This window comes from Hymenobacter sp. FMD4 (genome assembly GCF_058932745.1).
In genome coordinates this window covers 66,198-92,862 of the sequence record NZ_JBZYWH010000019.1, presented here as the reverse complement: position 1 = coordinate 92,862, position 26,665 = coordinate 66,198, and the positions used below count along the sequence as shown (strand labels likewise).

Annotated in this window: 20 protein-coding genes; 16 read left to right on the top strand and 4 right to left on the bottom strand. The window is 60.6% G+C overall.

Annotated elements, in window-relative coordinates; all coding sequences use genetic code 11:
• Window positions 1-4 precede the first annotated feature (4 nt).
• The 5 genes from purD to AC5FXY_RS16330 are packed head-to-tail and all read left to right on the top strand — an operon-like array spanning window position 5 to window position 4,895.
• A complete protein-coding gene (purD, locus tag AC5FXY_RS16350) occupies window positions 5-1,291 on the top strand; it encodes a phosphoribosylamine--glycine ligase (protein ID WP_493557772.1) in 1,287 nt (428 codons plus the stop codon).
• A complete protein-coding gene (purN, locus tag AC5FXY_RS16345; RefSeq protein ID WP_493557771.1) occupies window positions 1,239-1,919 on the top strand; it encodes a phosphoribosylglycinamide formyltransferase in 681 nt (226 codons plus the stop codon). The genes purD and purN overlap by 53 nt, the downstream gene beginning before the upstream one ends.
• A gap of 26 nt (window positions 1,920-1,945) precedes the next feature.
• Complete coding sequence (gene purF, locus AC5FXY_RS16340) at window positions 1,946-3,448, top strand: amidophosphoribosyltransferase (RefSeq protein WP_493557770.1); 1,503 nt, start codon at window positions 1,946-1,948, stop codon at window positions 3,446-3,448.
• A gap of 14 nt (window positions 3,449-3,462) precedes the next feature.
• On the top strand, window positions 3,463-3,756 hold the full coding sequence (locus AC5FXY_RS16335) for an EF-Tu C-terminal domain-related protein (protein ID WP_493557769.1): 294 nt from the start codon (window positions 3,463-3,465) through the stop codon (window positions 3,754-3,756).
• A gap of 20 nt (window positions 3,757-3,776) precedes the next feature.
• Complete coding sequence (locus AC5FXY_RS16330; protein ID WP_493557768.1) at window positions 3,777-4,895, top strand: AIR synthase-related protein; 1,119 nt, start codon at window positions 3,777-3,779, stop codon at window positions 4,893-4,895.
• Window positions 4,896-5,459: 564 nt separating this feature from the next.
• On the opposite strand, the gene AC5FXY_RS16325 is transcribed toward AC5FXY_RS16330, so the two are convergent.
• Entirely contained in the window at window positions 5,460-6,950 is a 1,491-nt protein-coding gene (locus AC5FXY_RS16325) for a nicotinate phosphoribosyltransferase (RefSeq protein ID WP_493557767.1), read from the bottom strand.
• Between the two features lie 441 nt (window positions 6,951-7,391).
• Here AC5FXY_RS16325 and AC5FXY_RS16320 point away from each other — a divergent pair, with 441 nt between their 5' ends.
• Both AC5FXY_RS16320 and AC5FXY_RS16315 read left to right on the top strand, forming a co-directional pair.
• A complete protein-coding gene (locus tag AC5FXY_RS16320) occupies window positions 7,392-8,729 on the top strand; it encodes a M20/M25/M40 family metallo-hydrolase (protein ID WP_493557766.1) in 1,338 nt (445 codons plus the stop codon).
• A 338-nt stretch (window positions 8,730-9,067) separates the two neighbouring features.
• Window positions 9,068-11,941: a T9SS type A sorting domain-containing protein gene (locus AC5FXY_RS16315; protein WP_493557765.1), complete on the top strand. Its 2,874-nt coding sequence runs from the start codon at window positions 9,068-9,070 to the stop codon at window positions 11,939-11,941.
• Window positions 11,942-12,051: 110 nt separating this feature from the next.
• Here AC5FXY_RS16315 and AC5FXY_RS16310 read toward each other — a convergent pair whose 3' ends face one another.
• The 3 genes from AC5FXY_RS16310 to AC5FXY_RS16300 form a co-directional block, all read right to left on the bottom strand.
• Window positions 12,052-13,404: a DUF4132 domain-containing protein gene (locus AC5FXY_RS16310; protein WP_493557784.1), complete on the bottom strand. Its 1,353-nt coding sequence runs from the start codon at window positions 13,402-13,404 to the stop codon at window positions 12,052-12,054.
• Complete coding sequence (locus AC5FXY_RS16305; protein ID WP_493557764.1) at window positions 13,349-14,641, bottom strand: hypothetical protein; 1,293 nt, start codon at window positions 14,639-14,641, stop codon at window positions 13,349-13,351. The genes AC5FXY_RS16310 and AC5FXY_RS16305 overlap by 56 nt, the downstream gene beginning before the upstream one ends.
• An 86-nt stretch (window positions 14,642-14,727) precedes the next feature.
• Window positions 14,728-15,126 carry a hypothetical protein gene (locus AC5FXY_RS16300; RefSeq protein ID WP_493557763.1) on the bottom strand — a complete coding sequence of 133 codons (399 nt, stop codon included), beginning with the start codon at window positions 15,124-15,126 and terminating at the stop codon, window positions 14,728-14,730.
• Between the two features lie 374 nt (window positions 15,127-15,500).
• Between AC5FXY_RS16300 and AC5FXY_RS16295 the strand changes: the two genes are divergently transcribed.
• The 9 genes from AC5FXY_RS16295 to AC5FXY_RS16255 all read left to right on the top strand — a co-directional run bounded on the left by AC5FXY_RS16295 (window position 15,501) and on the right by AC5FXY_RS16255 (window position 26,472).
• Window positions 15,501-16,754, top strand: coding sequence for an efflux RND transporter periplasmic adaptor subunit (locus AC5FXY_RS16295; protein WP_493557762.1), 1,254 nt, complete (start codon window positions 15,501-15,503; stop codon window positions 16,752-16,754).
• A gap of 27 nt (window positions 16,755-16,781) precedes the next feature.
• Entirely contained in the window at window positions 16,782-18,347 is a 1,566-nt protein-coding gene (locus tag AC5FXY_RS16290) for a TolC family protein (protein WP_493557761.1), read from the top strand.
• 581 nt (window positions 18,348-18,928) lie between these two features.
• A complete protein-coding gene (locus tag AC5FXY_RS16285; RefSeq protein WP_493557760.1) occupies window positions 18,929-19,354 on the top strand; it encodes a hypothetical protein in 426 nt (141 codons plus the stop codon).
• Between the two features lie 566 nt (window positions 19,355-19,920).
• Window positions 19,921-20,589: an ABC transporter ATP-binding protein gene (locus AC5FXY_RS16280; protein WP_493557783.1), complete on the top strand. Its 669-nt coding sequence runs from the start codon at window positions 19,921-19,923 to the stop codon at window positions 20,587-20,589.
• Window positions 20,590-20,719: 130 nt separating this feature from the next.
• Window positions 20,720-20,899, top strand: coding sequence for a hypothetical protein (locus tag AC5FXY_RS16275; RefSeq protein ID WP_493557759.1), 180 nt, complete (start codon window positions 20,720-20,722; stop codon window positions 20,897-20,899).
• The gene (locus AC5FXY_RS16270; protein WP_493557758.1) at window positions 20,889-22,148 is read left to right on the top strand and encodes an ABC transporter permease; all 1,260 of its coding nucleotides are present in this window, start codon (window positions 20,889-20,891) and stop codon (window positions 22,146-22,148) included. The genes AC5FXY_RS16275 and AC5FXY_RS16270 overlap by 11 nt, the downstream gene beginning before the upstream one ends.
• A 30-nt stretch (window positions 22,149-22,178) precedes the next feature.
• Window positions 22,179-23,378 carry an ABC transporter permease gene (locus tag AC5FXY_RS16265; RefSeq protein WP_493557757.1) on the top strand — a complete coding sequence of 400 codons (1,200 nt, stop codon included), beginning with the start codon at window positions 22,179-22,181 and terminating at the stop codon, window positions 23,376-23,378.
• Between the two features lie 217 nt (window positions 23,379-23,595).
• Window positions 23,596-24,987: a sigma-54-dependent transcriptional regulator gene (locus tag AC5FXY_RS16260; RefSeq protein WP_493557756.1), complete on the top strand. Its 1,392-nt coding sequence runs from the start codon at window positions 23,596-23,598 to the stop codon at window positions 24,985-24,987.
• 126 nt (window positions 24,988-25,113) lie between these two features.
• Entirely contained in the window at window positions 25,114-26,472 is a 1,359-nt protein-coding gene (locus AC5FXY_RS16255; RefSeq protein ID WP_493557755.1) for a sensor histidine kinase, read from the top strand.
• Window positions 26,473-26,665: the final 193 nt, after the last annotated feature.

Genomic DNA, 26,665 nt, shown 5'->3' with positions numbered 1-26,665 from the left:
TATTTTGGCAACTCCCACAACCAACCTCATCCTCCTCGGCAGCGGCGCCCGCGAACATGCTCTGGCCTGGAAACTAACCCAGGACGGCGCCCAGGTGCACGTGCTGCCCGGCAATGCCGGCATCCCCGGCTCGGTGCCCAGCATCAGCGCCACCGACTTCACGGCCATTCAGCAGTTCTGCCAGGAGCACGCGGTGAAGCTCATTGTGGTAGGCCCCGAAGCGCCGCTGGCTGCCGGCGTGGCCGACTACTTCGCCGACACGGATATTCGCGTGTTTGGTCCGCGCAAGGCCGCGGCGGTGCTGGAAAGCTCCAAAGTGTGGTCGAAAGGCTTTATGCGCCGCCACGGCGTAGCTACCGGCCGCTCCTGGACCTTCCGTTCCGATCAAATGGAGCAGGCCCACGCCACGGCGGCCGAGCACGAGGGACAGGTGGTGCTCAAGTACGACGGCCTCGCCGCCGGCAAGGGCGTGTGGGTGTGTTCTTCGGTAGCAGAGTTTGATGCCGCCCTGCAGGAAATGCAGGCGCTCAGCCCGGCGGGCCACGACTGGTATTCTTTCCTCGTCGAAGAAAAACTCACCGGCCCCGAAATCAGCATCATCGGCATCACCGATGGCAAAACGATGCGCCTGCTGGCTCCCTCGCAGGACCATAAGCAGCTGCTGGCGGGCGACCAAGGCCCCAACACCGGCGGCATGGGTGCCTATTGCCCCGTGCCCTTCGCCGATGACAACGTGCTGGCCCTCGTGCGCGAGGTTATTATCGAGCCGACGCTGCGGGGGCTGAGCACGCAGGACATTCCTTTCACCGGCTTCCTGTATTTCGGCATCATGCTGACGCCTGCCGGCCCGAAACTGCTCGAATACAACGTGCGCCTCGGCGACCCGGAAGCGCAGGTACTGCTGGCCGCCATGGGCAGCAGCTTGTTGGAAATCATCGAAGCCACGCTCAACGGCCGGCTGTCTGAAATAGGCGTGCGCCAGAAGCCCGGCTCCTTCGTGGGCGTGGTGCTGGCTTCGGGCGGCTACCCCGCGGCGCAGTTCCCCACGGGGTTTCCCATCGATGGGCTCGACCAGCTCAGCCCCGGGACGCTGGTATTCCAGGGCGGCACCAAGCGCAACGAAGCCGGCCAGCTGGTGACCAGCGGCGGCCGCGTGCTGACGGTGGTAACCCATGGCCACGACCTGGAGCTGGCCGTGGAAAATGCCTACGCCGAGGCCAAGAAAATTACCTTTCAGGATGCCTATTACCGAACCGATATCGGCCAACGACCGGCCCCGCAGCTTGTCTGAGCCAACGCACCACCAGCGGCCAGCGCGGCTGGCCATCCTGCTGTCGGGGCGCGGCTCCAACATGCTGGCCCTGGCGCGCGCAGTGCGCGAAGGCGTGCTGCAGGGCGTGGCCGACGTAGCGGTAGTGTTCAGCAATATTCCCGAGGCTGCGGGCCTGCAAGCCGCCGCCGACCTCGGTTTCGCCACCGCCAGCCTCGACTCACGCGGCCGCAAGCGCACCGAGTTCGATGCCGACGTAGTTGCCCTGCTGCTCCAGTACCAGCCCGATTACGTGGTGCTGGCCGGCTACATGCGCATCTTGTCGCCGGGGTTCATCCGGGCTTTTGCCGGGCGCATCCTGAACATTCACCCGGCCGATACGCACCAGCACCAAGGGCTACACGCCTACGAGTGGGCGTGGGAAAATCGCCTGCCCGAAACGAAAATCACCGTGCACCTTGTTGACGAGGGCCTGGACACCGGTCCCGTGCTGGCGCAGGCACCCGTAGACCTCCGCGGTGCCGAATCCTTAGCTGATGTGGAGCGTCGCGGCCTTGCCGTGGAGCACCGTTTTTACGCCGACACGCTGGCCCGCCTTATCAGCGGGCAACTGCAGCCGCAAGCTGCATCTCACTCCACCCACCCCTAGTTTCCTCTAGACTTTCCCCTCCGGCTATGTGCGGAATTGTTGGTTTTTTCGGTCCGGATGACGTCGCTCACGACATGGTATTTGGCCTCACCGCCCTGCAGCACCGCGGGCAGGACGCGGCCGGCATGTGCACCTTCGACGACAACTTCCACCTCTGCAAGGGCAACGGCCTCGTGGCCGATGTGTTCCGGCCCAAGCAGCTCAAGAAGCTGACCGGCAACATCGGCATCGGGCACGTGCGCTACACCACGCAGGGCTCCAACGACTCGGCCCTGGCGCAGCCCTTCACCACCAGCTACCCCTTCGGGCTGGCCATGGTGCACAACGGCAACGTCATCAACTTCCGCGAGGTGGCCAAGCGTCTGCACGAGAAGTACCACGTGCTACCTAAAACCAGCAACGACCTGGAGCTGATCATGTACACCTTCGCCTCGGAGCTGCGCCTCAAAAATCTCGACAACCTCTCGGTGGTCGATATTTTTGACGCCGTCGAGACGACGCAGGAGCTAGTGAAGGGCGCCTACGCCACCATCACCGTCATTGCCGGCCACGGCCTGCTCGCCTTCAACGACCCCAACGGCATCCGCCCGCTGGTGCTCGGCCGCCGCGACACGCCCGAAGGCCCCGTTTTCGCCTTCGCCTCCGAAAGCACCTGCTTTGATTACCTCGGCTTCGAGTTCATCCAGAACGTAGGCCCGGGCCAAGCAGTGTTCATCGACAAAGACTTCAACATTCACTTCAAGAACCCCTACGAGCTGCCCAAGGCGTTCTGCGTGTTCGAGCAGATCTACTTTGCCCGCGAAGACTCCACCATTCACGGTCGCCTGGTGGCCCGCGAGCGGGTGCGCCTGGGCAAGGTACTTGCTCGCAAAGTCATGGCTGCCGGCATAGAGCCCGATATGGTCATCGATGTGCCGTCGTCGGGCTACTTCGCGGCTTCGGGCCTCGCCGAAGCCATCGGCGTGCCCTATCGCCGCGGCCTGGTGAAAAACAACCATATGGGTCGCTCCTTTATCGTAAGCAGCCAGGCCGGCCGCGAGGACGTGGTGAAGAAGAAGCTGAACCCCATTCGCGAGTTCGTAGAAGGCAAAAAGGTGGCCGTGGTGGACGACAGCATCGTGCGCGGCACCACCTCGCGGCGCATCGTGCGCATCCTACGCGAGGCCGGGGCTAAGGAAGTGTACTTCATTTCGTCGGCGCCGCCCATCATTTCGCCCTGCATCTACGGCATCGACATGGCCATGAGCACCGAGCTGATTGCGGCCAACTACACGGAGGAAGAAATCTGCCGCTACATCGAGGCCGACCGCGTCATCTACCAGTCACTCGAAGACCTGCAGGAGTTATTTTCCGCCGAAAAAGGCCACGGCGGCAGCTGCTTCGCTTGCTTCTCGGGAAAGTATCCTACCGGCGACGTGACCAAGTACCTGCGCCACATTCAGGAAGAGCGTACCAGCCACCGTTCAAAGCAAGACCGACCAACGGAAACGTCGGTAAGCGCGAAAGCGCCGGCGCCCACGGAGCATTAAGCACGAAGCTGAACATGCCCCTGCCCATTGAAGCAAAGCTTCAATTATTTAAAACCAAAGAAGGCGGTCGTAAGACGCCGTTCTTATCCGGGTACCGACCCGGCTTTCATTTGCGCGAAGGGCAACAGTTTTCAGGGGTCATCACCCTGCTTGATCGAGATGAGCTTTTTCCAGGTGAGGAAGCATTGGTGCACATTGATTTTGCTTTTCCACTTTTAACGGCTGATGACGTCGCCGTTGGCAAAGAAGTAGTGTTTGGTGAAGGCGCTAGGGTTCTAGGTAGAATTCTAATTCTCCAAGCACTTTAAATCCATTGAATTTATCCCGCATGAGCCAGACTACCGCCGCTTCCAACCTCAAAGAAACCGCCGGCTACTCCATCGAAGAAGGCAACGCTGCTTCGCGCTGCGCCTATAACTGGGCCAAGAAAACCTTCACGACCCGAGCTGGCAAGCCCGGCGAACCGGCGCAGGACCTGGAAGGTGGCTTCTCGAACGAAGTTCGTTTCGGAGCTGAGCGCCTGGGCATCGGCTCCGACGGCATCGGTACCAAAATCGAAGTAGCCGAGCGCGTCGACCGCTACGACACCCTGGGCTACGACCTCATAGCTATGGTAGCAGACGACTTGGTGGTGGCGGGTTTTATTCCCACGAACCTCTCGAACATCATCGACGTCAACACCCTGAACTACGACGTGGTGGACGAGCTCATGCGCGGTCTGCACGACGCGGCGCAATTCAGCTCCGTGGCTGTAACCGGCGGCGAAATTGCCGAGCTGGGCAACCGCATTGGCGGCTACCCCGGCGCCCGCATGAACTTCAACTGGTGCTCCACCGCCGTAGGCGTGCTGCACCCTAGCCTGGAACGTCCCCTGAGCGGCGCCAACGTGCGCGCCGGCCAGGCCGTGGTGGCGCTCCGCTCGCCCTCGTTCCGTTCCAATGGCTACTCCCTGGCCCGCCGCGTGCTCACCAAAGCCTTCGGGGAAGAGTGGCACAAAGCGCCCTACACCGGCTCCGATGCCGACCAGATGGGCCAAACCTGGGGCGAGGTGATGCTCGCGCCCTCACTCATCTTCGCGCCCGGCGTAACAGCCGTGCTCGATGCTGGCTTGCCCGTGCACGCCGCCGCGCACATCACCGGCGGCGGCATTGCCGACAACTTCAAGCGCGTGCTGAAAAACGGTGTCGGCGCCGAGCTGGACAACCTGTTCGAGCCGCTGCCCGCTATGGCGCAGCTCTGTGAGCTGGGCGACATTCCGCTCACCAACGCCTACCTGTACTGGAATATGGCCAATGGCATGCTGCTCGTTACCGACGCCGACCAAGCCGAAGCCGTAGCCGCCGAATTGAGCTCCAAAGGCTACGCGGCTCAGGTGGCCGGCCGCATCATCGCCGAGCCGACGATTACGCTGAAGGTGGGCGCGGGCGAGCTGCGCTACGAAGTCTAGGCTACGTATATTATTCATAAAACAAACCGGGCCGATTAGTTGCGAACTAATCGGCCCGGTTTGTTTAGCTACACTACTTGCTCTGGCCAATTCCTAACGAATCGTTACTTGTCAATTGGTAGCTTCTAATTCTTGAAGTGTAAGTGAAATTTTCCTATAAAGCATCTTCCGATTAAGGCTGTCCATGTTTTGGTAGAGCCGAACGGAATCAGCGTCATAGATGAAAATATTCAGCTTGCCATTGGTGCTGCTTTTTACACTCTGAGTCCAAGCATCTTTACCGGGAATGATTTGGTCAACAGTGTCTTTCGGTAATATGATGTGTCTTAAATAGAACTCTGGGTGATTGAGGGCTGAGACTGGCAAGGTGTCCTCAAATGTTTCAACGCAAATTGGCCTTTCAGTTTGGTTTATGACTTTGAGCCGCCCGTCATAATAGTCTATAACGCAACCGTTCAATATGAGACACAAAGCCCCAAGGGCTATGCAAACAGCGTTTCTCATATAAAAAGAAGATTGGCTCTGTTGATAATCATTGCCTGAGTTTAGTAACCCAAGTTGCCCTTATGCCGGCCGCACGGCCCGCTTCTCCAGAATCAACTGCGTGCGGAATTCGTGCAGGCTCTTCTCCAGGCCCACTGGATACACGTGCGGGTTCAGGAAGCGCCGGATGCTCGGGTCGAGGGCGTTGACTTCCTGCCGGGCGCGCTGCCGGCTTTCTTCCAGGGTGGGCAGCTCCAACACGCGCTGGCCATGGCGGAACACCGGCTCCAGCAGCTCGCGGTAGTTGGTCGACTTCACCGGCCGGCGGCGCGTGGGGTCCATGGGGTCCACGATGGTAAGGTCACCCGGTAGCTCCTCAGCGGTGTTGTAAAGCATATCGGCCACGGGCTTGCCTTCCTCGTTCAGGAACCGGCGCACCTGCAGGATGCCGGGGATACTGGTTTTGGCCAGCTGCTCCGAGATTTTGACGGTGTAGTCCCAGCCGCTGCCGTCGGCTTTTTTCATGGCAGCCAGCTTGTACACGCCGCCCAGGGCTGGTTGGTCATAGGCCGTTACCAGTTTGGTACCGATGCCCCAGGTGTCGATGCGGGCGCCTTCGAGCTTGAGGGCGGTGACTAGCTGCTCGTCGAGGTCGTTGCTGGCCACGATACGTACTGCGGGAAAGCCAGCTGCATCGAGCAGCTGACGGGCTTCGCGGCTGAGGTAGGTAAGGTCGCCGGAATCGAGGCGGATACCGCCCAGTTCGTGGCCGGTGGCACGCAGGCGCTTGGCTACCCGAATGGCGTTGCGCACGCCTTCCAGCGTGTCGTACGTGTCGACGAGAAAGACCGAGTCGTCGGGGAAGGCGTCGGCATAGGCATCAAACGCTTCTTCTTCGCCATCGAAAGCCATAACCCAGCTGTGGGCGTGGGTGCCGCGCACCGGAATGCCAAACTGCTGTCCGGCCAGCACGTTGCTGGTGCCGTCGGCGCCGCCGAGGTAGGCGGCTCGAGTGGCTGACAGGCCGCCGTCGAAGCCCTGGGCGCGGCGCAGGCCAAACTCCAGAATCTGATCATTGGGCCCGACGGCTTCGCGGATGCGGGCAGCTTTGGTGGCTACCAGCGTCTGGAAGTTGACCAACGTCAGCAGCGCCGTCTCGACCAGCTGGGCCTGTAGCAGCGGGCCCCGGACGCGAATCAGCGGCTCGTTGGCAAACACCACCGTGCCCTCGGTAATAGCGTCGACGTCGCAGGTAAAGCGTAGGTCGCGCAGGTACGTGAGGAACGAAGGGTCGAAAAGCGCGGTGCCTTGGCGGCCACGCAAGGAGCTGAGGTAGGCGAGGTCTTCTTCGGAGAAGCGCAGGTTTTCAAGCCAATCGACGACATAGGCCAGGCCGGAGGCCACGGCGTAACCACCCTGGAAAGGCAGCTTGCGGAAGTACAGGTGAAACACGGCTTCGCGGTCCTGCATTCCTTTGCGCCAGTAGCCGTAGGCCATGGTAAGCTGGTAAAGGTCGGTGAGCAGGCTGAGGGAGGGGCGATAAAGGCTGGAAAGCGGCGTGGCCGTGGGCATAATTGGGAGCGAAGATTGGCGCGCCAAGTTAAGCAGCTAACGCGGGCTGAGCGGTGCTTAGGGGTGGCGGTCTGCGGAAAGCTGTAGACCAGGTCGCAGCCGCCACTTACTGGCGACCCATCACTTAAGTGGCGAGTACGGTGTGCGGCAGCAGGACTGCCGAGGCCACTAACGGCGCAAGACCAGGGGGCGACGTCAGCGGGCATACAGGCATGAACCGACCGACTTTGGTAGCCAAGCCGGCATCGTTCGGGCGCTGTTTGAGCAAGACGTGCGCTTGCAGGCCGGGCGTGATAAGAAGCCGATGGGCTTACTCATGTCGGGAGGGAGCCGCCGGCAACAAGCCGCCCATGCAGAAAGTGTAGGGCAGGGTACAGCGGCAGTATGCTTTTTGCGGCGGCTGGCACGCAACGCTGTGGTGTGCTTCCGCTACTTTGCGGCATGAAACAACTACTCCTGGGCTTGGCGCTCATCGGCTCGGTGCAGCTGGCAGCCGGGCAGCAAAAGGCCGCGAAGGCCCCAAAAACGAAAGTATCGGCCGCGACGGTGGAGCGCGTGGAGCGCACCCTGGCCGCCGACAACATGCGTGGCCGGGCCCTGAGCACCGGTGCCCCTGAGGCGGCGCAGTTTCTGGCCGCGGAGTTTAAGCGCATCGGGCTGCAGCCGCTGCCAGGGCTTACCTCGTACGAGCAAGCTTTTCCGGTTTTTGAAGTCCGCAACACTAGCTTGCAAGCCACGCTCAACGGTACGGCCGTAGCCGCCGAAAATGTGGTGATGATTTCCGGCCAGGAGCAGGTTAGCTGGGCCAGTGGGCAGGCCGGGGCGCCACGCGTAGTGGTCGTAGGCCCCCAAGCCGATTTTCGCAAGGAAGTAGGCCCCCTGTTGCGGAGCAAAGAAAACCTCCTGGTTTTGCTGGACCCGACACATGCCCAACGCTTTCAATCGTTAGCGCACCGTTTTGGCCACGGCAGCCAATACCATCCGGAAAAACCTACGCCCAACACCATTGCCATGGTGCTGGCACCCAGCACACCGACTGAGGCAGCCAGCTTTCAGTTCACGGGAAGCACCAGCATCAAGCAAGTCGAAATCCGTAACGTGGTGGGCGTGCTGCCCGGCCGCGATAAAGCCAAGGCTGCTGAGCAAGTAGTCTTCTCGGCTCACTACGACCACATCGGCATCCTGCCCGCCATGGCCGGCGACTCCATTGCCAACGGCGCCGACGACGACGCCTCCGGCACCACGGCCGTGGTGGCTCTGGCCGAGCATTTTAAAAAGACCAAGAAAAACGCCCGCACGCTGGTGTTCGTGGCTTTCACGGCCGAAGAAATCGGTGGGTTCGGCTCGCAGTACTTTTCCAAGCAGCTTGATCCGGCCAAAGTGGTAGCCATGTTCAACATCGAGATGATTGGTAAGGTGTCGAAGTTCGGCCCCGGTACGGCCTTCATCACTGGCTTCGAGAAGTCGGACTTTGGCCCCATTCTGCAGCGTAACCTGCAAGGCACAGCCTATAAGGTAGAGCCCGACCCGTACCCCGAGCAGCAGCTATTCTACCGCTCCGACAACGCTACGCTGGCCCGTCTGGGCGTGCCGGCCCACAGCATCAGCACGGCGCCCATCCCTACCGATAAATTATACCACAGCGTGGATGATGAAATCGAAAGCCTCGACCTGAAAAACATGACCACCGTGATTGAGGCCATTGCCATCAGCGCACGTGGCATCGTGGGCGGACAGGACACGCCCACGCGCATTACGGATGCGGGCACGCGGAAGTAGGGGCCCAGTTGCCCTATGCAAAACGCCCCATTGGCTCCGCGCCAGTGGGGCGTTTTGCATGTCTAGCGTCTCCGTCAAACGGTAACGCTACCAAGCTCACTGTTGGGAAAGTTACAATTGAATATAAATAATTAAATAAAGCCATGCCGTTAGCTGGTATTATTGTGCCGGCAAATGCGTCGGCAGGTGTATCTGCGCTTGGATTCTGCTTCACACACCTTTATTGGTCCTTATTAATTATGACAAAAAGCTTACTTCTGAGCTTATTGGCGACGTTTGCTACGGTTTCTTCTGGGCAAGCCCAGACAGCGGCACTCAGTTCGGCTGATGCTAACGGCGTGCTACGAACGCCCGCCGCCGTGCCGGGCCGTTGGCCGGCACAACTCCTGCCTACAGCTACGCCGCAGGCTCGCACCACAGCTACCTGGACGCAAGTAGCCAGCATGAATGTAGCCCGGGCACAACACGCGACCTTGGCGGTGGGCGGCCGAATTTATGTGTGGGGTGGCTACAACGCAGTAACTGGCATTGAGACTGCCAGTCTGGAGGTTTACAACCCCGCTACCAACATCTGGAGTGCTGGCACTAGCTTGCCCACGGCGTCGCGGGGCCATGCCTTTGCCCTCGGCAACGACGGGTTGTTGTACAGCTTTGGCGTCATCAACAACGGTGGTGCGCTTAACGACTGCTACCGCTACAGCCCGGCGACGGGGACCTGGACGGCTATTGCGCCGATTCCTACGGTGCCCTATAACTTCCAGGCAAAAGCCTCCACCGCAGCTGATGGGCGCATCTACGTAATGGGCGGCAGTAGCAACTCAGCTTCCCTCAATCAGATTTACAACCCGGCTACCAACACCTGGAGTACGGGGGCACCGTTGCCAGCGGGCCGCAATGGGCACGCTCAGGTGGTAGATGCCAATAACCGCATCCACGTTATCGGTGGCAGCGAGTCTTTCCAGACCAGCTTCGCCCTAGCCTCGCACTTCATCTACAACCCGGCCAACAATACCTGGACCACCGGTGCCAGCCTGCCCAGCGCGCTGCAGCAGCCAGGGGCTGCACTTGGCCCCGATGGCAAAATCTACGTGGTAGGTGGTAAGGCTCAGTTTGCCAATAACAGCGGCCCATTTTACAGCACCACTTACGTGTACAACCCGGCTACCGATTCTTGGAGCACGGATACGGCGCTACCCGTCACGCGCGGCGAAACTGCGGCCGTAACTGAAGGCGGGTTCCTGTATAGCCTGGGCGGCACCGACGGTACGGAGCAGGCCACGGTGTTCCGCATGGCCCTAACGAGCACCAATGCTTATACCTGGACCGGCGCTACTTCCACGGACTGGAGCATCGCCACCAACTGGTCGGCCGGGGTAGTACCCGCGGCGCTCGATGACGTGACCATCCCCGGGGGCTTGGCGCGCTATCCGGTGGTGAGCACCAGCTCGCCTACGGCGCGCAACATCACGCTCAACAGCGGTGGGCAACTGAGCATTGCCAACGGCGGCACCCTGCGCCTGACCGGCAACCTGGTAAACAACGGCACCTTCGCGGCCGCCGGCAACGCCTCGGTGGTGCTGTCTGGTAGCACCGGGCAAACCATCGGCGGCAGCAGCACCACGCAGTTTCGCAACCTGACCGTGGGCGCTGCGGGTGCTACGCTCGGGGGCCGAACCGAAATCCAGCGCCTGCTTACGCTAACTGGCAACCTGAACACCAACGGGCAGCAATTCCTGATTTTGTCTAACAACGATGGCTCGGGCATGGTGCACAACAACGGCGGCGTGGTAACGGGCAGCACTATGGTGCAGCGTTACATCGACCCGGCGGGCAACAGCAGCTTCGGCTACCGCCACCTGGCCCCGGCTGTGAGCGGCGCTACGCTGAGCAACCTGGCCATCTTCCCCATCTTGCCCGGGGCGGAAAACCCTGGTCCGTTTCAGCTGAACGCCGCCTACAACACGGCTGCAGTACCGAGCTTGGTTACGCCCTTCCCCACCGTATTTGCCTACGACGAGACGCGAGTGGCCACAGCGACGGCAGGCGCCGCTAGTTTTGATCGGGGTTGGCTCTCGCCCACGGCCAGCAGCCAGGCGCTGGTGCCCGGCCAGGCCCTGACGATAAACCAGCCGGCTGGCAACTTCTTTGAGCTGACGGGTACGGCCCTGAACAATGGCAACTTCACCCGCGGCGGCCTCACCCGCGGCACGCAGCCGGAGTCGGGCTGGCACCTAGTGGGCAATCCTTATCCGTCGCCCCTGAACTGGGACCTGGTGGGCCGTACCAACGTGGACGCGGCCGCTTACGTGTACCGTTCTGATAGCCGCTACACCGGAGGCTACACGGCCTATGTAAACGGCGTCGGCAACAACACCATGCCCATGGGCCAGGGCTTCTTCGTGCGGGTAAGCACGCCTGGAACCAGCGGCAGCCTGAGCTTTACCAACGCGGCGCGCATCACCACCTTCACCGAAGCGACCTACAGCCGCCCCACCGCCGAAACCCGGCCCCTGCTTCAGTTGACGCTGCAGCGCCAGGGCGCTACCGCCTCCGAGGACGAGCTGCACGTGTATCAGCAAGCCGGCGCCACCGCCAGCTTCGATAGTCAGTTCGATGCCCTGAAGGTGCAGCTCAACGGCGGCCAGCGCCCCTCGCTTTACCTGCAAGTCGGCCCCGAAGCGCTGGCCATCCAGGGTCTGCCCGGAGGTTCGCAACCCCACTCCATGCCGCTGGGCCTGAACATACCAGTAGCCGGTACCTACACCTTCACGCCTGAGCAACTGATCAACTTCTCGGCTGCGGATCAGCTGGTGCTGGAAGACCGCCAAACCGCGGCCTGGCACGACCTGCGCCGCGGGGCTTACACCGCCCAACTGCCCCAGGGACTGAGCACCACGCGCTTCGTGCTGCATCTGAATGCGGCCCGCCCGCTCCGCAACCAAGCCACGCAAGCTTGGGCCGGCGAAGTGCAGGTGTACCCTAACCCCAGCACTGGCGCTGAGCTAACTGTAGTAGCCACGGGCATGAACAGCCTCACCGCCGATCTGCAACTGATGAACGCCCTCGGCCAAGTGGTGCGTAAAGCCACGCACCGCGTGAGCGGCAACGAACTGCGCGCAGAACTGCCCGTGCAAGGACTAGCGCCCGGCGTATACCAGCTGCGCGTGGGCGGCGAAAGCAGCGCTGTTATTCGCAAGGTGGTAATTCAGTAAGCCTTGCCGGCTTAATAGCGCCGTTCGAACTCTGCGCCCTATTCCCAGAGCAACAAAAAGCCCGGCCGATATGTATCGGCCGGGCTTTTTGTTGTTGAAACGGCTTCAAATCAGCCGCGGCCAATCTGCCGCGTAATGGTCGAATCGGTGATTTTGTCGTCGTCAGCCAGCAGCAGGGCTTTGCTCAGGATGATGGAAAGTACCGCGTCGCCTTCGAAGGGCAGGAACACGTCGTTGGCGGTGCTGCGCTTGCTGCTGTCGGGCACGATGCACAAGTACTGGTCGTTGGGCGACATCAGGATGTTGCCGCTGCCGAGGTGAATCTTGTAGCTGCGCAGCTTGCCGCGCACCACCAAGAACTTGTCCTGCACCTCGCTCACCTTCCCGATCTTCAGTCGCGGCACCAGCCGCTCCAGCACCGCCTTGCGCGTTTTGGCTACTTCCGACAGTTCGCCGAAAGAGTAGGAGTGCCAGTAGTCGCGGTAAGCGGGCAGGCCGCCGTTGTCTTGCCACGCTGGGTCGTTGCCGACGCTGGCCACGCCCACGAACAGGTCCACGTCGCGCATCACTTCGCTGAACACCAGCGGCGGCACCTCGCGCAGGGGCACCGGCTCGAAGCCGGTGCTGCGGGTGAAGCGCACCTGATCGGTGCTCACGTAATGCCAGATGCCGGTGTCGTTCCAGGCGTCGTCGGCATTTACCTCGTTTACCCAAAACTCGGCTTGGTAGCCCAAGCGCGGTAGCTTTAGCTTGGCCGTTTCCGATTCGTAACCCTTGTCGTAGGCGCCGAGCAGGCTGTACTTCCAGCCGCGCAGCTTGGCCAGCGAGTTGAACTGGTGCTGCTTGAGGATGTGCGCGGCCATGCGGTTGGAGTAAGTGCCGGTGCGCTCTTCGGGTGGTGTCAGCAAGTATACTTCGCGGTAGGCCTGCCGGAGCGGCTGCCGCAGTTGGCGCTGCTCCATTAGCTCGCGCCACGCCAGCACAACGTCGGTAGACACAAGCACCGGGTGCCAGAGCTGGACTTGCGTGTCGTCGGTGGGGGCGGGGAGGGGTTGCCCGTGCGCGTCGCGCCAAGCCTCGTCAAGCCAAAGCGCGTCGTGATGGGAGCCGTCGGCGTGGTGGAAGCGCCAGATCAGCGGCTGGGCCAGCTGGCTCATTAGGCCGTGCTCCAGGTAGTACTGCCGAAACCACGCAAACGGCATGCGGCGCTCCTCCACGAAGCTGCGGTCGAGCCGGTCGCGCTGAGCGGTGAAAGTTTGCTGGGCCTGCGTTTGCTGATGCTTGAGCTCTTTTAGCTCAGCCGCGTGGCTTTGCTTGAGCGCGACCGGGGCGGCTTTGAGGTCTTTGCCCGCTTTCTGCCACTGCACTTCGGCCTTGCCGCCGCGTAGCTGCAGCACGGCGCGGTAGTCACCGTACTGGTATTCGGCGCGGCCATTGGTCAGGTCGCCAGCTGGCACGGCCATGTCCTCGATTTCGGCCGGCGTCACGCCCAGCTCCAACGAGGTTTTCTCGATGTAGCGGCCGATAAGTTCTTGGGTGTTGGTCTGGCGCACCTTCAGCCGCAGCCGCGACAGGTGCGCCACGCCTGGCAGGCCGCCCTGCGACAGGGCAAGCAAGCAAGCAAGCGTTGCCGAGGCCGGCGGCGAGTGGGCCTTTGCCCGGGATTTTCTGGTGGCACTTAGCCGTTAAGTCAGCCAAAGACCGCTGCAGGTCGGCATCAGCCAAAGGAGCTATGGTCCAGATCATGCCCTTGGCTAAGTTCGCGTTGGGCTCGTGCAGAAAGTGATATTCGATGTATTCGTAGGTGTGGCCGTTGCCGTAGTCGTAGCTCTGCGGCTTCTCTTCTACCGGCAGCTCCACCAGTAGCTTGATCCATTGCTTGCTTTGCTCCCGGACCCGCTCAGCGCCAATAATAGCGACAGCGGCGGCCGCTTCTTTGCTAGACTTCGCCGAAGGCTGCGCGCCGCTGGCTTTTTGCCAAACCTGCAGCAATTTTAGCCAGGGCAGCGTAGCCGTATCGGCTGGCTGTAGCTTCGTCACAAAGTCGTTGAGCAGGGTTCCAAGCGCATCGCCCTTAGGAAAGCTTATAATAGGCAGGGTATTGTCGTCTTTCTGCCCTAGCAAGTCCAAGATTTTAGCGCGGATTTTAACTATTGTGGTGCCATTGAAGCCCCCTACGTTACCTTCTGTGGCCAACAGCAGCCCGGCCAAGCAATGCGTTAGTTCTGCAGTAAGCCCATGCTTCTTCTGGTGCTTCTCCACTTGACTCAATATCAGCAGTATTGGCGCATTGAAAAACGCGCTACCGACAGTGGCCGCAGTTGCTGGTTCATTTTTGGAAAAACGAATACCATACAACTCGAATAAACGGATTAGAGCAGCCGGGCTTAAGGCAAGGGTGGAGCGCAGCAACTGTTGCAACAGCTGTTCCAGGACGCGGTAGATGTCGTAACTGTATTCCGCTCCCCGGTTGCGCTTTAGCGCTTCAGCCGTAGCCAGCGTTAGCCGACCTTTAGAGGCTGGATCCAGGGTGTTAATGCTTTGATACGTTAGTAGACTGGTGAGTTTCAAGCCGTAATAGCTAAAACCTAGCTCGTCAATTTCGGCGAGGTATTGGTGCAGGGTGGTTTGCATCTCGGCAGCTTTCGGGCTGTCGCTCTGGAGAATAGAATAAACTTTAGGCGTTTGGGCGGTGCTCATGATAGAGTAATGTAAAGGGAGGCACAGGCGTAGCAAGAAGATGTTTGAGGTTAGGCGTTGCTTTGAGATTAGTTAAGGATGAAAGCTCACCCGCCCACCAGCGGCGTGAGCTTCACGAAGCTGGCCGTGGCACCTGCGCCCAGCCAAATCTGCTCGTCGAGGGTTTCCACCTGCCGGTCGTTCACTAGGATAAAATAGCCGTTTTGTTGAAAGGCCTGCAGCGCTTGGTACAGCTGCTTTTCCACGTCGATGGGCTTGCGTTGGCGCTGCCGAAAGCCATTCAGGGTGCGCTCCGAATCGGTGGGCTGTACCAGGCCGCGGAAGAACTCGTCGTTGCGCTGGTTGTGCGCTTCTACTTCCTGCCGCACGCGCTGTTCGATCAGCTCGCGCACCGTGATGGTTTCTTGGGCAAGTTCAAGCGCGAGGCGGTGTAGCACGGCGCCGGTAGCCGTTTCATCTTGAATAATCAGCGTTTGGGTGGCCATAAAGGGTAGTATAATAATTTGAGCAAGCTGCTAAAAATACAGGTTTTCGGCCTAGCGCACGCGGTGCTGATTTGCTTTTTCAGCGCCGCTCAGCGTCGTCTTTGCTGGCTGCTGTCGGGCAGGAGCAGGGTATACCTAAAGCTAAATGCTCAGCTAAATATGAGGTTAGCACCGTGCTCAGAATAAGCCGACACTGACGCGCTTCATTTTCGGTCAATGGCCCTCTCGTTTCCGAACACTCTGTCCAATAATGGACAAATTTTTAATTTCAGTCATTTAGCAATAGGTACTTAAGTTATTGATAATCAATATTATATGAATTTGGCATTGGTCTTGGCTTAGTCTATCCGAATCCGACCCTAATCCGAACGAAAATGGACAGAGCTATATCTTCCGCTACCCAGGCCAAACGTCGACAGCGACGCCTGCTGCTGATCATCGCCGCTGTGCTGGTAGCGGCGGCGGGGCTATGGGCCTTCCGCGGCGTGCTCAAGCCCAGCGTCAAGTACGAAGAAATCCTGACGGCCACGGTGGAAACCGGCGACGTGGAAGCGGCCATCACGGCCACTGGCCTTGTCATTCCGGCCCGCGAGGCGGTGATTACCAGCCCCATCCAGAGCACCATTCGGCGCGTGAACCTCACAGCCGGTGCCAAGGTGCAGCCGGGCCAGACCATCCTAGAGCTCGACAAAGAACTCACCAACAGCGCCCTCGCGAAGCTGCAGGACGAGCAGCTTCAGAATCGCAACAAGAGCACCCTACTCCAACTCTCCCTGGAGCGCAGCCTCAACGACCTCGAAGCCCAGGAAAAGGTGCAGCAGGAAAAGGTACGTAGCCTGCAGTCAGCTTTGCGCGACGAGCAGCACCTGCTCGGCATCGGCTCGGGCACGCAGGAGAGTGTGCGGCAGGCCGAACTGAACCTCAAAATCGCGGAGCTGGAGCTGCAGAAGGTGCGCCGCCAGATTCAGAACCAGCGCCAGTCCAACCAAGCCGATGAGCGTGGTCTGGGCTTCACCATGCAGATTCAGGACCGCAACATCACGGAGCTGGCCCAGAAGCTGCGCCAAGCCAACATCAGCGCCGAACAGGCTGGCGTGGTGACTTGGGTGAGCGAAGACATCGGCTCCACCGTTACGCCCGGCCAGGTGCTGGCCCGCGTGGCCGATCTTTCGTCGTTCCGGGTGCGTGGCTCGGTGGCCGATTCCTACGCCGATTCCATCCACGTGGGCGACCCGGTTATCGTGCGCCTCGGCGGCACCGATTTGCGCGGTACCGTCAGCTCCATCAGCCCGTCGGTCGACAAAGGCGTAGTGAACTTTTATGCCCAGCTCGACCAAAGCAGCCACCCTGCTTTGCGCCCCAACCTGCGCGCCGACGTGTACGTGGTCAGCCGCGCCCACCGCAGCACGCTACGCGTCAAGAATGGGCCCTTCTATAAGGGCAGCCGCGAGCAGCAAGTGTTTGTGCTGCAGGACGGCGGCGAGCAGGCCGTGCGTCGCACCGTGCGCTTCGGTGACGCCAATTTCGACTACGTGCAAGTGGTGAGCGGGCTGCGCCCCGGGGACGAAATCATCGTCAGCGACACGAAGAACTACGAGCAAGTACCGGCGCTGAACATCCAGCGCTAACCCCGACTCTTTCTGCCTTTCTGAGCTATGAACAATCGGTTTACCCTCGCTTTCATCTGGGACGTGCTGCGGCTGTGGCTGCTGATGGTGGCCGCGCTGCTGACCCTGGTGTTCCTCTTCGCGCCCAAGGTCCTGATTGCGCAGTCGATGCCGGTGGCTGCGCGGCTGCAGTCGGCGGTGCGCAACAGCGCGCCGGCGGCCCTGTCGCTGCCGCAGGTGATTAACCTCACGCTGGTGCAATCGGCTGTGGCCAAGCAGGCCGTGACCAACCGCGAAACCAGCCTGTGGCAGTACCGCTCCTTTCGGGCCGACTATCGTCCGCAATTGGCGCTGGAGGGCGTATTGCCCAACTACAGCCGCACCATCACGCCCGTGACGCAGCCCGACGGCACCACCGATTTTCGCTACGTACGCATCAACAATTCCTACGTGGCCACCACCGTCTCGCAGGGCATCGGCCTCACGGGCGGCCGGGTTTCGGTCGGCTCCACGCTGCAGCGTTTCGACAACTTCGAGGGCAATCAGCGCCTCTACAACTCCAATCCAATATCGGTGGGTTTTCAGCAGCCCATCGGCGGCTTCAACGCTCTTAACTGGAACAAACGCATCGAGCCCTTGCGCTATGAGGAGTCGCACCGGCAGTACGTGGAGGAGCGCGAAACCATTGCCCGCCGCGTCACAGAGCTGTATTTCGACGTGCTGATGCAGCAGGTCAACGCCGGCATTGCCCGCCAAAACCTGCACGCCAGCGAGGAGATGCTGCGCCTGGGCCGCGAGCGGCACCGGCTCGGCCGCTTGTCCGAAAATGACCTGCTGCTGCTAGAGCTGAACCTGCTCAATGCCCGCCAGGCCGAAGTGCAGGCCACCATCGATGCGCAGAACGCCGCCGTGCAGCTCAAGGGCTACACCGGCCTCACCGTGGACCCCGCCGCCTCGCTGGAGGTGCCCACCGCCACGCCCAGCACGGAAGTAGCGCCCGAAGCGGCCTTGGCGCAGGCCCGGCAGTACCGCCGCGAAGCGCTGATGTTCCAGCGCCGCTTGCTCGAAGCCGACCGCGACGTGGCCTTGGCCAAAGGCACCACCGGGTTCCAGGCTACGCTTACCGCCGGTTTCGGCTTGACCAGCAGCGCCGACCAGCTCGGCCGTTCCTACGTCAATCCCAACGACCAGCAGCAGGTGCGCCTCGGCTTTGCCATGCCCATCGTGGACTGGGGCAAGACGCGTGCTACCGTCAAGACCGCCGAACTAGCCCGCCAGCAGGCCAAAACCACCGTGGAGCAGGAGCAGCTGACGTTTGAGCAATCGGTATTGAACCAAGCCGCTCAAATCAGCTCCCTGAATCAGCAATTGGCCATGGCCGCCCGCGCCGATTCCCTCTCGCAGCGGCGCTACGACATTGCCCGCGCCACTTATCAAGTGGGCCGCATCTCGCTCACCGATTTGAATATCGCCCAGAGCGAAAAGGACCGCGCCAAGCGCGGCTACATCGCGGCATTGCGCTCCTGCTGGGTGGCGCATTACCAGCTGCGTACGCTCACGCTCTACGACTTCGAACGCCAGCAGCCGCTGCTAGTGGCAGCGCAGGTAGAGTAGGCAAGGAGTTTAACTTCGAAGCGGTGACCGACTTGCGACGTTTGCACCGAGCGCGGTGACAACGTACCGCTATCGGTTGATGTCATTGGGCGCTTCTTGCAAGGGGGGCGCGTTGCAGTTTGGGCTTGCAAATCAACGCACAATTGAGGACCGACATATTTTGGGGCAGTCGCCCCCAGGTGTGGTGCGCAAATGAATTTCGCGCGCCTGCTAAGTGGAATTCGGTGTTTGAAGTAGCGCGGGGTAGGAGGGTTTATTTATCAAAGCGTAATAAAGCCAACCTGCCAGGTCGAGCTTGTTGGGGCACCTCACGTGCTGAAGGCCGCCAGTAGTTGATCAAGAAGCATGGTATTTGGCTAAACCGGCGAGATGTCCCGGCGCTTTGCTGGGGCCAACTTATGTTTGACATAATGGAGGGTATTCAGCTTTAACTACCCAAGTGCTGCGGAACTTCTACGCAGAAAGAATTCCGGATTTTGGCCAAGACAAATGCCGTAGTTATGCTGATGGCGTGCCTGCCCAGGACGCGTTGAATAAGGAGGGAGCTACACCCCCTTTCTTTTCATCTGCATCCCATTCTCATGAATACCTTGATTTCTTCTAACGGCAAGGCAGCCACGTCCGCGGCTGTGGCGCCATCATTTCTTGTGCACCGCACGTGCGCATCGCCTGGGTATTGCCACTTATCATTGGAGGATGAGCAGGGGCTTGTGGCAAATTGGGTTCTGACCCGGGAACTGCGGGCGCACCGTAAAAACGATATGCTGGTGGTATTGCTCCCGGACGATGGATGCCAAGGCCGGCACGAGTGGATAGAGGAAGGCGACGTGCGCGCCATTTCTAGCCATCGACGCAAAGTCCGGGCGCAACTAAACGAGCTGCGCGCCGGTCTGAAGCAGGGGCTACTGCAATTGTATTTCAGCGGCCGTTTTCTAAACGGTTACTACCGTCTGCGGCGCTTGACGGAAGGCGGCGGCCACCTCTGGCAGCTAACAAGCATTGGATAAGCAAAGCCCGCTGTGCTGCGAGCTGGTATAATTTAAAGCCAAAAACGCCCCCGCCTCTAGACCAGAGACGGGGGCGTTTTTGCGTGGCCTGATGACCAGCCGTAGTTAGCATTGCAGCGTGCGGGTCATTTGCTGATTGCCCTGCCGTACGCGCAGCTTGTACAAGCGTACCAGCAGCGCCTGCACGTGCAGCTGGTAGCGGCTCGGTCGCTTGGACGCGGTATGGTAGAATCACTGTGATGGAAAGCCGGCGCACGCGGCAAAGGACCTGGCCGCGAAGAGCTTTCATTTTCGAACACTGTGTCCAAGAATGGACGCTATTTTTCATGCTGTATTATCTTTGCTATAGTATAAAAAACTGATATGCAATGGGTTAATTAAATGGCACGGAGCTTGGCTAATCATCATGACAGTTGCTCTTTCCGTGCCCGAAAGCGGACAAACACGCAACTGCCATCTCAACGGCCAACCCCGAAAACAAACCCTCACCGCTCATGGAACCTATCCTGACTCACAGCGCCGCCCTCACCGATGCCCGCGGCAAGACTTCGCTGAAGAATACGCCCATGATCAAGCTCTCCGACATCGAGAAGGTGTACCAGACCGATACCATTGAGACGGTGGCGCTAAACCGCGTGAACCTGACCATCAACAAGGGGGAGTTCGTGTCGGTTATGGGGCCTTCGGGGTGTGGCAAATCCACGCTGCTGAGCCTAATGGGCTTGCTGGACGAGCCTACCAGCGGCACCATTGAAATCGACGGGCGCGCCGTCACCAGCTATTCCGACAAGGAGCTGGCCCGCCTGCGCAACCACAAAATCGGCTTCATCTTCCAGAGCTTCCACCTCATCAACGACCTCTCGGTGCTCGATAACGTGGAGGTGCCCTTGCTGTACCGCGCGGGCATTAATGGCAAGGAGCGGCGGCAGCGCGCCCTGGCGGCGCTGGAGAAAGTAGGCCTCAGCGCCCGCACCCGGCACTTTCCGTCGCAGCTCTCGGGTGGGCAGCGCCAGCGCGTGGCCATTGCCCGCGCCCTGGCCGGCGCCCCCGAAATCATCCTGGCCGACGAACCCACCGGCAACCTCGACTCGGTGATGGGTGAGGAAATCATGGACCTGCTGCTGAGCCTCAACCGGGAGGGAAGCACCACCATCGTGATGGTAACCCACGACGAGACCATGGCTCAGAAAACGGAGCGCATCATCCGCTTCTTCGACGGCAGCCAGGTAGTCTGACGATGATATGTAAAGGGCGAAGTGGCGGGTTGCGGAGCGTGGGAAGTGGGCTTTGGTGAGACAACGCTTTGCATCGACATAAGCCCCGCAACTGCGCTACTTCTCCTTTCACAACTTCACTACCTGCGCCATGAAACGCGTGTTGCAAGCCACTGCTCTGTTGCTCTCGGCCGTGCTGTGCCTACTGGCCGGCGCCGCGCTCTACGACCTCACGGCCCCAGCGCGCCCGCAGCCATCGGGCCACCCGGCCTTGCTGCCCACGCTTCAGGTTTCTCCCCAACCCTCTGCTCCCCAGATTTATGCTGCTTAGCTACCTTAAAATCGCCTGGAAGGTGCTCTTGCGCCGCAAGTTTTTCACCTTCATCAGCCTATTCGGCATCAGCTTCACCCTCATGGTGCTGCTGGTGCTGGTGGCTGCTGTCGACCACTTCAACGGCTCACACAAGCCCGAGAAGCACATGGACCGCATGTTGTTCGTGAACATGCTCAGCCAGCGCTTCAAGGACGGTGGCTCCAACAACTCACCTGTCAGCGCGCACTTCATCGATACCTACGTGCGGAAAATGAAGACGCCCGAGTTGGTGGGCTTTACCTCCATCGGCAACAGCGCCACTTCCTTTGCCGGCAACCAAACCCTCACGCTGGATGTGCGCTACACCGACTACAATTTCTGGCGCGTGATGGACTTTGATTTCCTCGATGGCCGGCATTACTCCGCCGCCGAAATTGACCAGAAGGCCCGCGTATGCGTCATCAGCCGGCGTACGGCCCGTGCATTCTTCGGCACGGAGAAAGGCGCGGCCGGTCGTATGCTCGACATAGGACCGCACCGCTACCGCGTCACGGGGGTGGTGCCCGATGTACCGGCCATTCGGCTGTACTCCAGCGCTGATGTATGGGCGCCTTACACACTCAATCCGCAAACCATTGAAGACGAGCGCCCCGGGGGCGTATACTTGGCCATTCTGCTGGCGCCTTCGACGGAGGCCGTACCGGCGGTGCGCGCAGAGTTTGAGCAGGTGATGCGCCGTGTACCGCTGCCCGATCCGGCCCGTCTCAGCAAACTGACCGCCCACGCTGATCCGGCCCTGGCCGGTGTAGTGCGGGAACTCACCCGCAGCCAGGAAACCGATAACGACGGCATGGGACTTTTCCTGACGGTGTGCGGTGTGTTGGCCCTGCTGTTTATGCTGCTGCCGGCCCTGAACCTGGTGAACCTGAACGTGACGCGCATCATGGAGCGGGCCGGCGAAATCGGCGTCCGCAAAGCTTTTGGGGCCTCTCGGTCCGTGCTGGTAGGACAGTTCCTGACCGAAAATCTGGTGCTCACGGCGCTGGGCGGGCTGCTCGGCCTGGGCTTGGCCGCTGTGGTGCTGTACCTGCTCAATGAGTCGCAGTTTATCGCCCACTCGCACTTCGGGCTGAGTTGGCGGGCCTTCGGGGTCGGCCTTGGCCTCACGGTAGTGTTTGGGCTGATGAGCGGCGTGTACCCGGCCTGGAAAATGTCGCGCCTGAACCCGGTAGACGCCCTGCGCGGCGGCGGCGGTGGCCCCAAGTAGTCCTATTCTCCTCTTGACTCTCCCATTGCCATGTTTCGTCATCTGCTTCGCCTGATCTGGAACCGCAAGCGCACCAACGTGCTGCTGCTCAGTGAAATTCTGCTCTCCTTTATTGTGCTCTTTGCTGTGGGAGTGGTGCTGGTCACCGTCGGGCACAACTACCTGCTGCCTCAGGGCTTCCGCCACGAGCAGGTGTGGCGCCTCAACATAGCGGCAGGGCAGGGCGAGAAGATGCCCCGCCCCGTGCTCGACGACGTGCTGCGCCAGGTGCGCGCCCTGCCCGGCGTGCAGGAGCTGACCCTTACCAGCGCCAACACGCCTTTCCGTTTCATCACGATGAACACTGACTTCGTCGCCGCCAATAAAAACAAAGTGGAGAACGTGGACCGCTACGACGCCGACGATCAGTACGCAGCTACCATGGGCCTGCAGCTGTTGGAAGGCCGTTGGTTTCGCAATACCGACGACGCAGCTACTTATCGTCCGGTCGTAATTACGCGCAACATGCGCGAGAAGCTGTTTGGCACGCAGGCTGCTTTGGGCCAGTTGGTGAGCCCGGATGTGCGCTTCGGCGAGGACCCCAAAGACCGATACCAAGTGGTGGGAGTGGTAGAGGACGTGCGCGTGCACAGCGAGTTCAGCGAACAGTCCCCCAGCATATGGATGCGCCTCTTGCCCCACGATACTACCCAATGGGAAGGAGCTGCGGTACTGGTGCGCGTAGCACCCGGCCAAGGTGCCGAGCTGCAGCAAAAAATCGTGAAAACGGTGGCCGGCGTGACGCGCCAGTGGAGCACCGAGGTATACACCCTTGAGGCCGACCGAGTCGACAAGCTCAAAGTGACGCTGGCCCCGATTGCCGCCTTGTCGGTAGTGGGTTTGTTCCTAATCATCAACGTAGCCCTGGGCTTGTTCGGCGTGCTGTGGTACAACATCAGCCAGCGCCGCGCCGAGGTAGGCCTGCGTCGGGCCCTGGGTGCCTCTGGCACGGCCATCAGCTCGCAGTTCCTGGCCGAAATGCTGGTATTGACTTCCTTAGGAGTATTGATGGGCCTGGTGCTGGCCGCACAATTCCCGCTGCTCGGCGCCTTCGATGTGCCTGCCCGGGTATACTTGCTGGCCATGCTGCTGGCCACCGGCATCATCTTCCTGCTCACGGCCGTGTGCGCCTGGCAGCCCAGTCGTCTCGCGGCCGGTATTCAGCCCGCCGTGGCGCTGCGCGAAGAGTAACGAATATAGGTGCGCGAAGCGGCCCAGACGCGGCGCGTACCAATGCGGAAGCGCGCCGCCCTTCAACAGCGCCCATCGGTGCACTCCACAGGGCGCCATAACCTTGTCAGCGAAAGCGGCGCCGCGTGCTTCCGCACGGCGGCCACGGACCGCCGCCCCACGCTTCGCTTTCCGCCGCGAAATTCCGTCCTTCGCTACTCTCTTCTCAGCCCTTCCCATGATACTTATTGTCGACGATGATATAGCGGTGCGTACCTCGCTCGGGCTGCTGCTCAAGCAGGCCGGCTACGCCACCAAGGCCGTAGGCACGCCCGAAGATGCCCTGCGGGTGGTGCGCGAAACCCTGCCCGAACTAGTGCTCATGGATATGAACTATTCGCTGGCCACCACCGGCGAAGATGGGCTGCGTTTGCTGGGCCAGGTAAAGGAAGTAGCGCCACAGGTGCCCGTGATTCTTATCACCGGCTGGGGCTCCATCACGCTGGCCGTGGAAGGCATGAAGGCCGGCGCCGCCGAGTTCGTGACCAAGCCCTGGAACAACGACTCGTTGCTGCAGACTATCCGTACCGTTATCAGCCTAGCTCAGGCCCACGCCGCGCACGCCGATGACGAAATCAGTCCCACCCGCCGGCAGCTCGACAAACAATACAACTTCAAGAACATAGTGGGGCAAGACGCGCAGCTTATGCACGTGCTGCGCAGCGTGGGTCAGGTGTCCGCCACCGATGCCTCGGTGCTGATTGAGGGCGAGTCGGGTACGGGCAAGGAACTCATCGCCGAGGCCATTCACTTGAACTCGCACCGGCGCAACAAGCCCTTCGTGAAAGTGAATTTGGGGGGCATCTCGGCGTCGTTGTTTGAAAGCGAAATGTTCGGCCACCGACGCGGCGCTTTTACTGATGCCAAAGCCGACCGGCAGGGACGCTTCGAAATGGCCAACGGCGGCACCATTTTCCTCGACGAAATCGGGGAACTGGATATGGGCTCCCAGGTAAAACTGCTGCGAGTGCTGCAAGACCGCACCTACGAGGTGCTGGGCGACTCGCGCAGCCGCTCCCTGGATATCCGCGTGATCTGCGCCACCAACCGCGACCTGGCCCACGAGGTACGTGAAGGCCGTTTTCGCGAAGACCTGTTTTACCGCATCAACCTTATCACCGTGCGCCTGCCCGCCCTGCGCGAGCGGCCCGACGACATTCCGCTCCTGGCCCAGCACTTCATCGGCAATTTGCGCACAGCCTACAACCGGCCTGCGCTGAAGGTAAACACCCGCGCCCTGCACTGGCTGCGCGAGCAACTGCTGCCCGGCAACATTCGCGAGCTGAAAAACCTGGTGGAGCGCGCCGTGCTCGTGAGCGGCAAAGACGAACTCGGCCCCGAGGAATTCCAGGCCCAAGCGCAGCGCATCAGCACGAAGGCTCCCGAGCCCGGTGCCCTGCCCGAAGTGGGTACCATGACCCTCGATGAGCTGGAGGCTCAGATGATCCGCAAAACCGTGGACTTCTACGCCGGCAACCTCTCGCGCGTGGCCAAGGCCCTGGGGCTGAGCCGCGGGGCCCTGTACCGCCGCTTGGAGAAGTTCAATATTCCCTACGACGCCGCCCAGTAGCCGGGTGTAGCGCGGGCTTTAGCCCGCGTTTGTCAAGACGGAACCGTTGATGCGGCAGTGGCACACAACAGCGGTTCGGGCAAACGCGGCTTGACGCCTGCGCTACGGCGCGCTTCACCACCGCTCATGACCCTTCGTACCAAGTTCATCCTCTTTGTGGTCCTGGTCCACGCGGCCATTGCCGGGCTGGCGTTTCAGTTTCGCCCTGCCAACCCGCCGCTGTTCATCGCCACGGAAGTGCTGCTGCTCGTTACAGCTGTGCTCAGCATTCAGCTGTACCGCGGCTTTGTACGGCCGCTCAACCTGATTGCGGCCGGCACCGAGGCCATTCGCGACCGGGACTTCACCATGAAGTTCCTGCCGGTGGGCCAAACCGAAATGGACCAACTAATCGAGACTTACAACACCATGATTGACGAGCTACGGCAGGAGCGGGTAACGCAACAGGAAAAAAGCTTTCTGCTGGAGCGCCTCATTGCGGCGTCGCCCGCGGGTATTCTGCTGCTCGATTTCGAAGGCCGAATCCAGGATGCCAACCCCGCGGCCCAACGCCTTATGCAGCTTGGTCCGGGTGAGCTGCAAGGCAAAGTGCCGGCCGTGTTGCCCGGCGAATGGGGGCGGGTGCTAGGACAACTGCAGGCCGGCGAACCACAGGTAGTGCAGCTTTCGGGCGTACAAACCTACCGCGCCAGCACCTCGCACTTTCTGGACCGTGGCTTCACGCGCCACTTCATTCTGGTGGAAGAGCTAACGCAGGACGTTATCCGAAAGGAAAAGCAGGCGTATGAAAAGCTGATCCGGATGATGTCGCACGAGATAAATAATTCCATCGGCGCCGTCAACTCCATCCTGCAGTCGTTCCGCTTCTACGCCGCTCAGCTAGCCGACGACGACCGCCCCGACTTCACCGAGGCGCTGGACGTGTCCATCAACCGCAATACCCACCTTGCCAACTTCATTGCCGGCTTTGCCAACCTCGTGCGCCTGCCCGCCCCCACGCGCCGTCCCGTGGATGTACACGAGCTGCTAAAAGCCACCTGCCGCCTTTTGCAGGTGCAAAGTGAGAAGCGTAACATCCGGTGGCACTGGCAACTGGCACCTGGGCCACTGATGGTGGAACTCGATGCCCAGCAAATAGAGCAGGTGCTGCTGAACATCTGCAAAAACGCCCTCGAGGCCATCGGTGAGAACGGCAACATCTGGGTGCGCTCAGCTACCCAGCCCGCGCTGATTCTTATTGAAAACGACGGCCCCGGCATTCCGCCCGAAGTGCAGCCCAATCTGTTCACGCCCTTCTTCAGCACCAAGCGCGACGGTCAAGGCATCGGGCTGACCATGATTCGCGACATCTTGCTGCAGCACGGCTTCCTGTTTCGCCTCGCCACCGACGAGAACAGCGGCCATACGGGTTTTACCATTGGGTTCAGCAGTGCCGTGCCCGCGCCTGTCGCCGGACCACCGACCACCGCTACGGCTGCCAGATAGTTAAGTATTCCTTTGCACCAACGCCAAGTGCCGCCGGCATTCCAGTTGCCGGCGGCGCTTGGCGTTGGTGCTAGAAGCGGCTGCTTTTTTCGGCGTTGATCAAAACTGAACGGACTAGCTGTATCAATAGCGAACAGCGTGTCCGGATGCGAACAATAATGATTAGGCGTAAAAACATGGTATTCTACATAAT

What these genes read in the sequence shown, in the direction of transcription:
- purN (WP_493557771.1), top strand. Translation starts at nt 1,239, where the DNA reads ATGCCTATTACCGAACCGATATCGGCCAACGACCGGCCCCGCAGCTTG.
- purF (WP_493557770.1), top strand. Translation starts at nt 1,946, where the DNA reads ATGTGCGGAATTGTTGGTTTTTTCGGTCCGGATGACGTCGCTCACGAC.
- AC5FXY_RS16335 (WP_493557769.1), top strand. Translation starts at nt 3,463, where the DNA reads ATGCCCCTGCCCATTGAAGCAAAGCTTCAATTATTTAAAACCAAAGAA.
- AC5FXY_RS16330 (WP_493557768.1), top strand. Translation starts at nt 3,777, where the DNA reads ATGAGCCAGACTACCGCCGCTTCCAACCTCAAAGAAACCGCCGGCTAC.
- AC5FXY_RS16325 (WP_493557767.1), bottom strand. Translation starts at nt 6,950, where the DNA reads ATGCCCACGGCCACGCCGCTTTCCAGCCTTTATCGCCCCTCCCTCAGC.
- AC5FXY_RS16320 (WP_493557766.1), top strand. Translation starts at nt 7,392, where the DNA reads ATGAAACAACTACTCCTGGGCTTGGCGCTCATCGGCTCGGTGCAGCTG.
- AC5FXY_RS16310 (WP_493557784.1), bottom strand. Translation starts at nt 13,404, where the DNA reads ATGGCCGTGCCAGCTGGCGACCTGACCAATGGCCGCGCCGAATACCAG.
- AC5FXY_RS16305 (WP_493557764.1), bottom strand. Translation starts at nt 14,641, where the DNA reads ATGAGCACCGCCCAAACGCCTAAAGTTTATTCTATTCTCCAGAGCGAC.
- AC5FXY_RS16300 (WP_493557763.1), bottom strand. Translation starts at nt 15,126, where the DNA reads ATGGCCACCCAAACGCTGATTATTCAAGATGAAACGGCTACCGGCGCC.
- AC5FXY_RS16295 (WP_493557762.1), top strand. Translation starts at nt 15,501, where the DNA reads ATGGACAGAGCTATATCTTCCGCTACCCAGGCCAAACGTCGACAGCGA.
- AC5FXY_RS16290 (WP_493557761.1), top strand. Translation starts at nt 16,782, where the DNA reads ATGAACAATCGGTTTACCCTCGCTTTCATCTGGGACGTGCTGCGGCTG.
- AC5FXY_RS16285 (WP_493557760.1), top strand. Translation starts at nt 18,929, where the DNA reads ATGAATACCTTGATTTCTTCTAACGGCAAGGCAGCCACGTCCGCGGCT.
- AC5FXY_RS16280 (WP_493557783.1), top strand. Translation starts at nt 19,921, where the DNA reads ATGATCAAGCTCTCCGACATCGAGAAGGTGTACCAGACCGATACCATT.
- AC5FXY_RS16275 (WP_493557759.1), top strand. Translation starts at nt 20,720, where the DNA reads ATGAAACGCGTGTTGCAAGCCACTGCTCTGTTGCTCTCGGCCGTGCTG.
- AC5FXY_RS16270 (WP_493557758.1), top strand. Translation starts at nt 20,889, where the DNA reads ATGCTGCTTAGCTACCTTAAAATCGCCTGGAAGGTGCTCTTGCGCCGC.
- AC5FXY_RS16265 (WP_493557757.1), top strand. Translation starts at nt 22,179, where the DNA reads ATGTTTCGTCATCTGCTTCGCCTGATCTGGAACCGCAAGCGCACCAAC.
- AC5FXY_RS16260 (WP_493557756.1), top strand. Translation starts at nt 23,596, where the DNA reads ATGATACTTATTGTCGACGATGATATAGCGGTGCGTACCTCGCTCGGG.
- AC5FXY_RS16255 (WP_493557755.1), top strand. Translation starts at nt 25,114, where the DNA reads ATGACCCTTCGTACCAAGTTCATCCTCTTTGTGGTCCTGGTCCACGCG.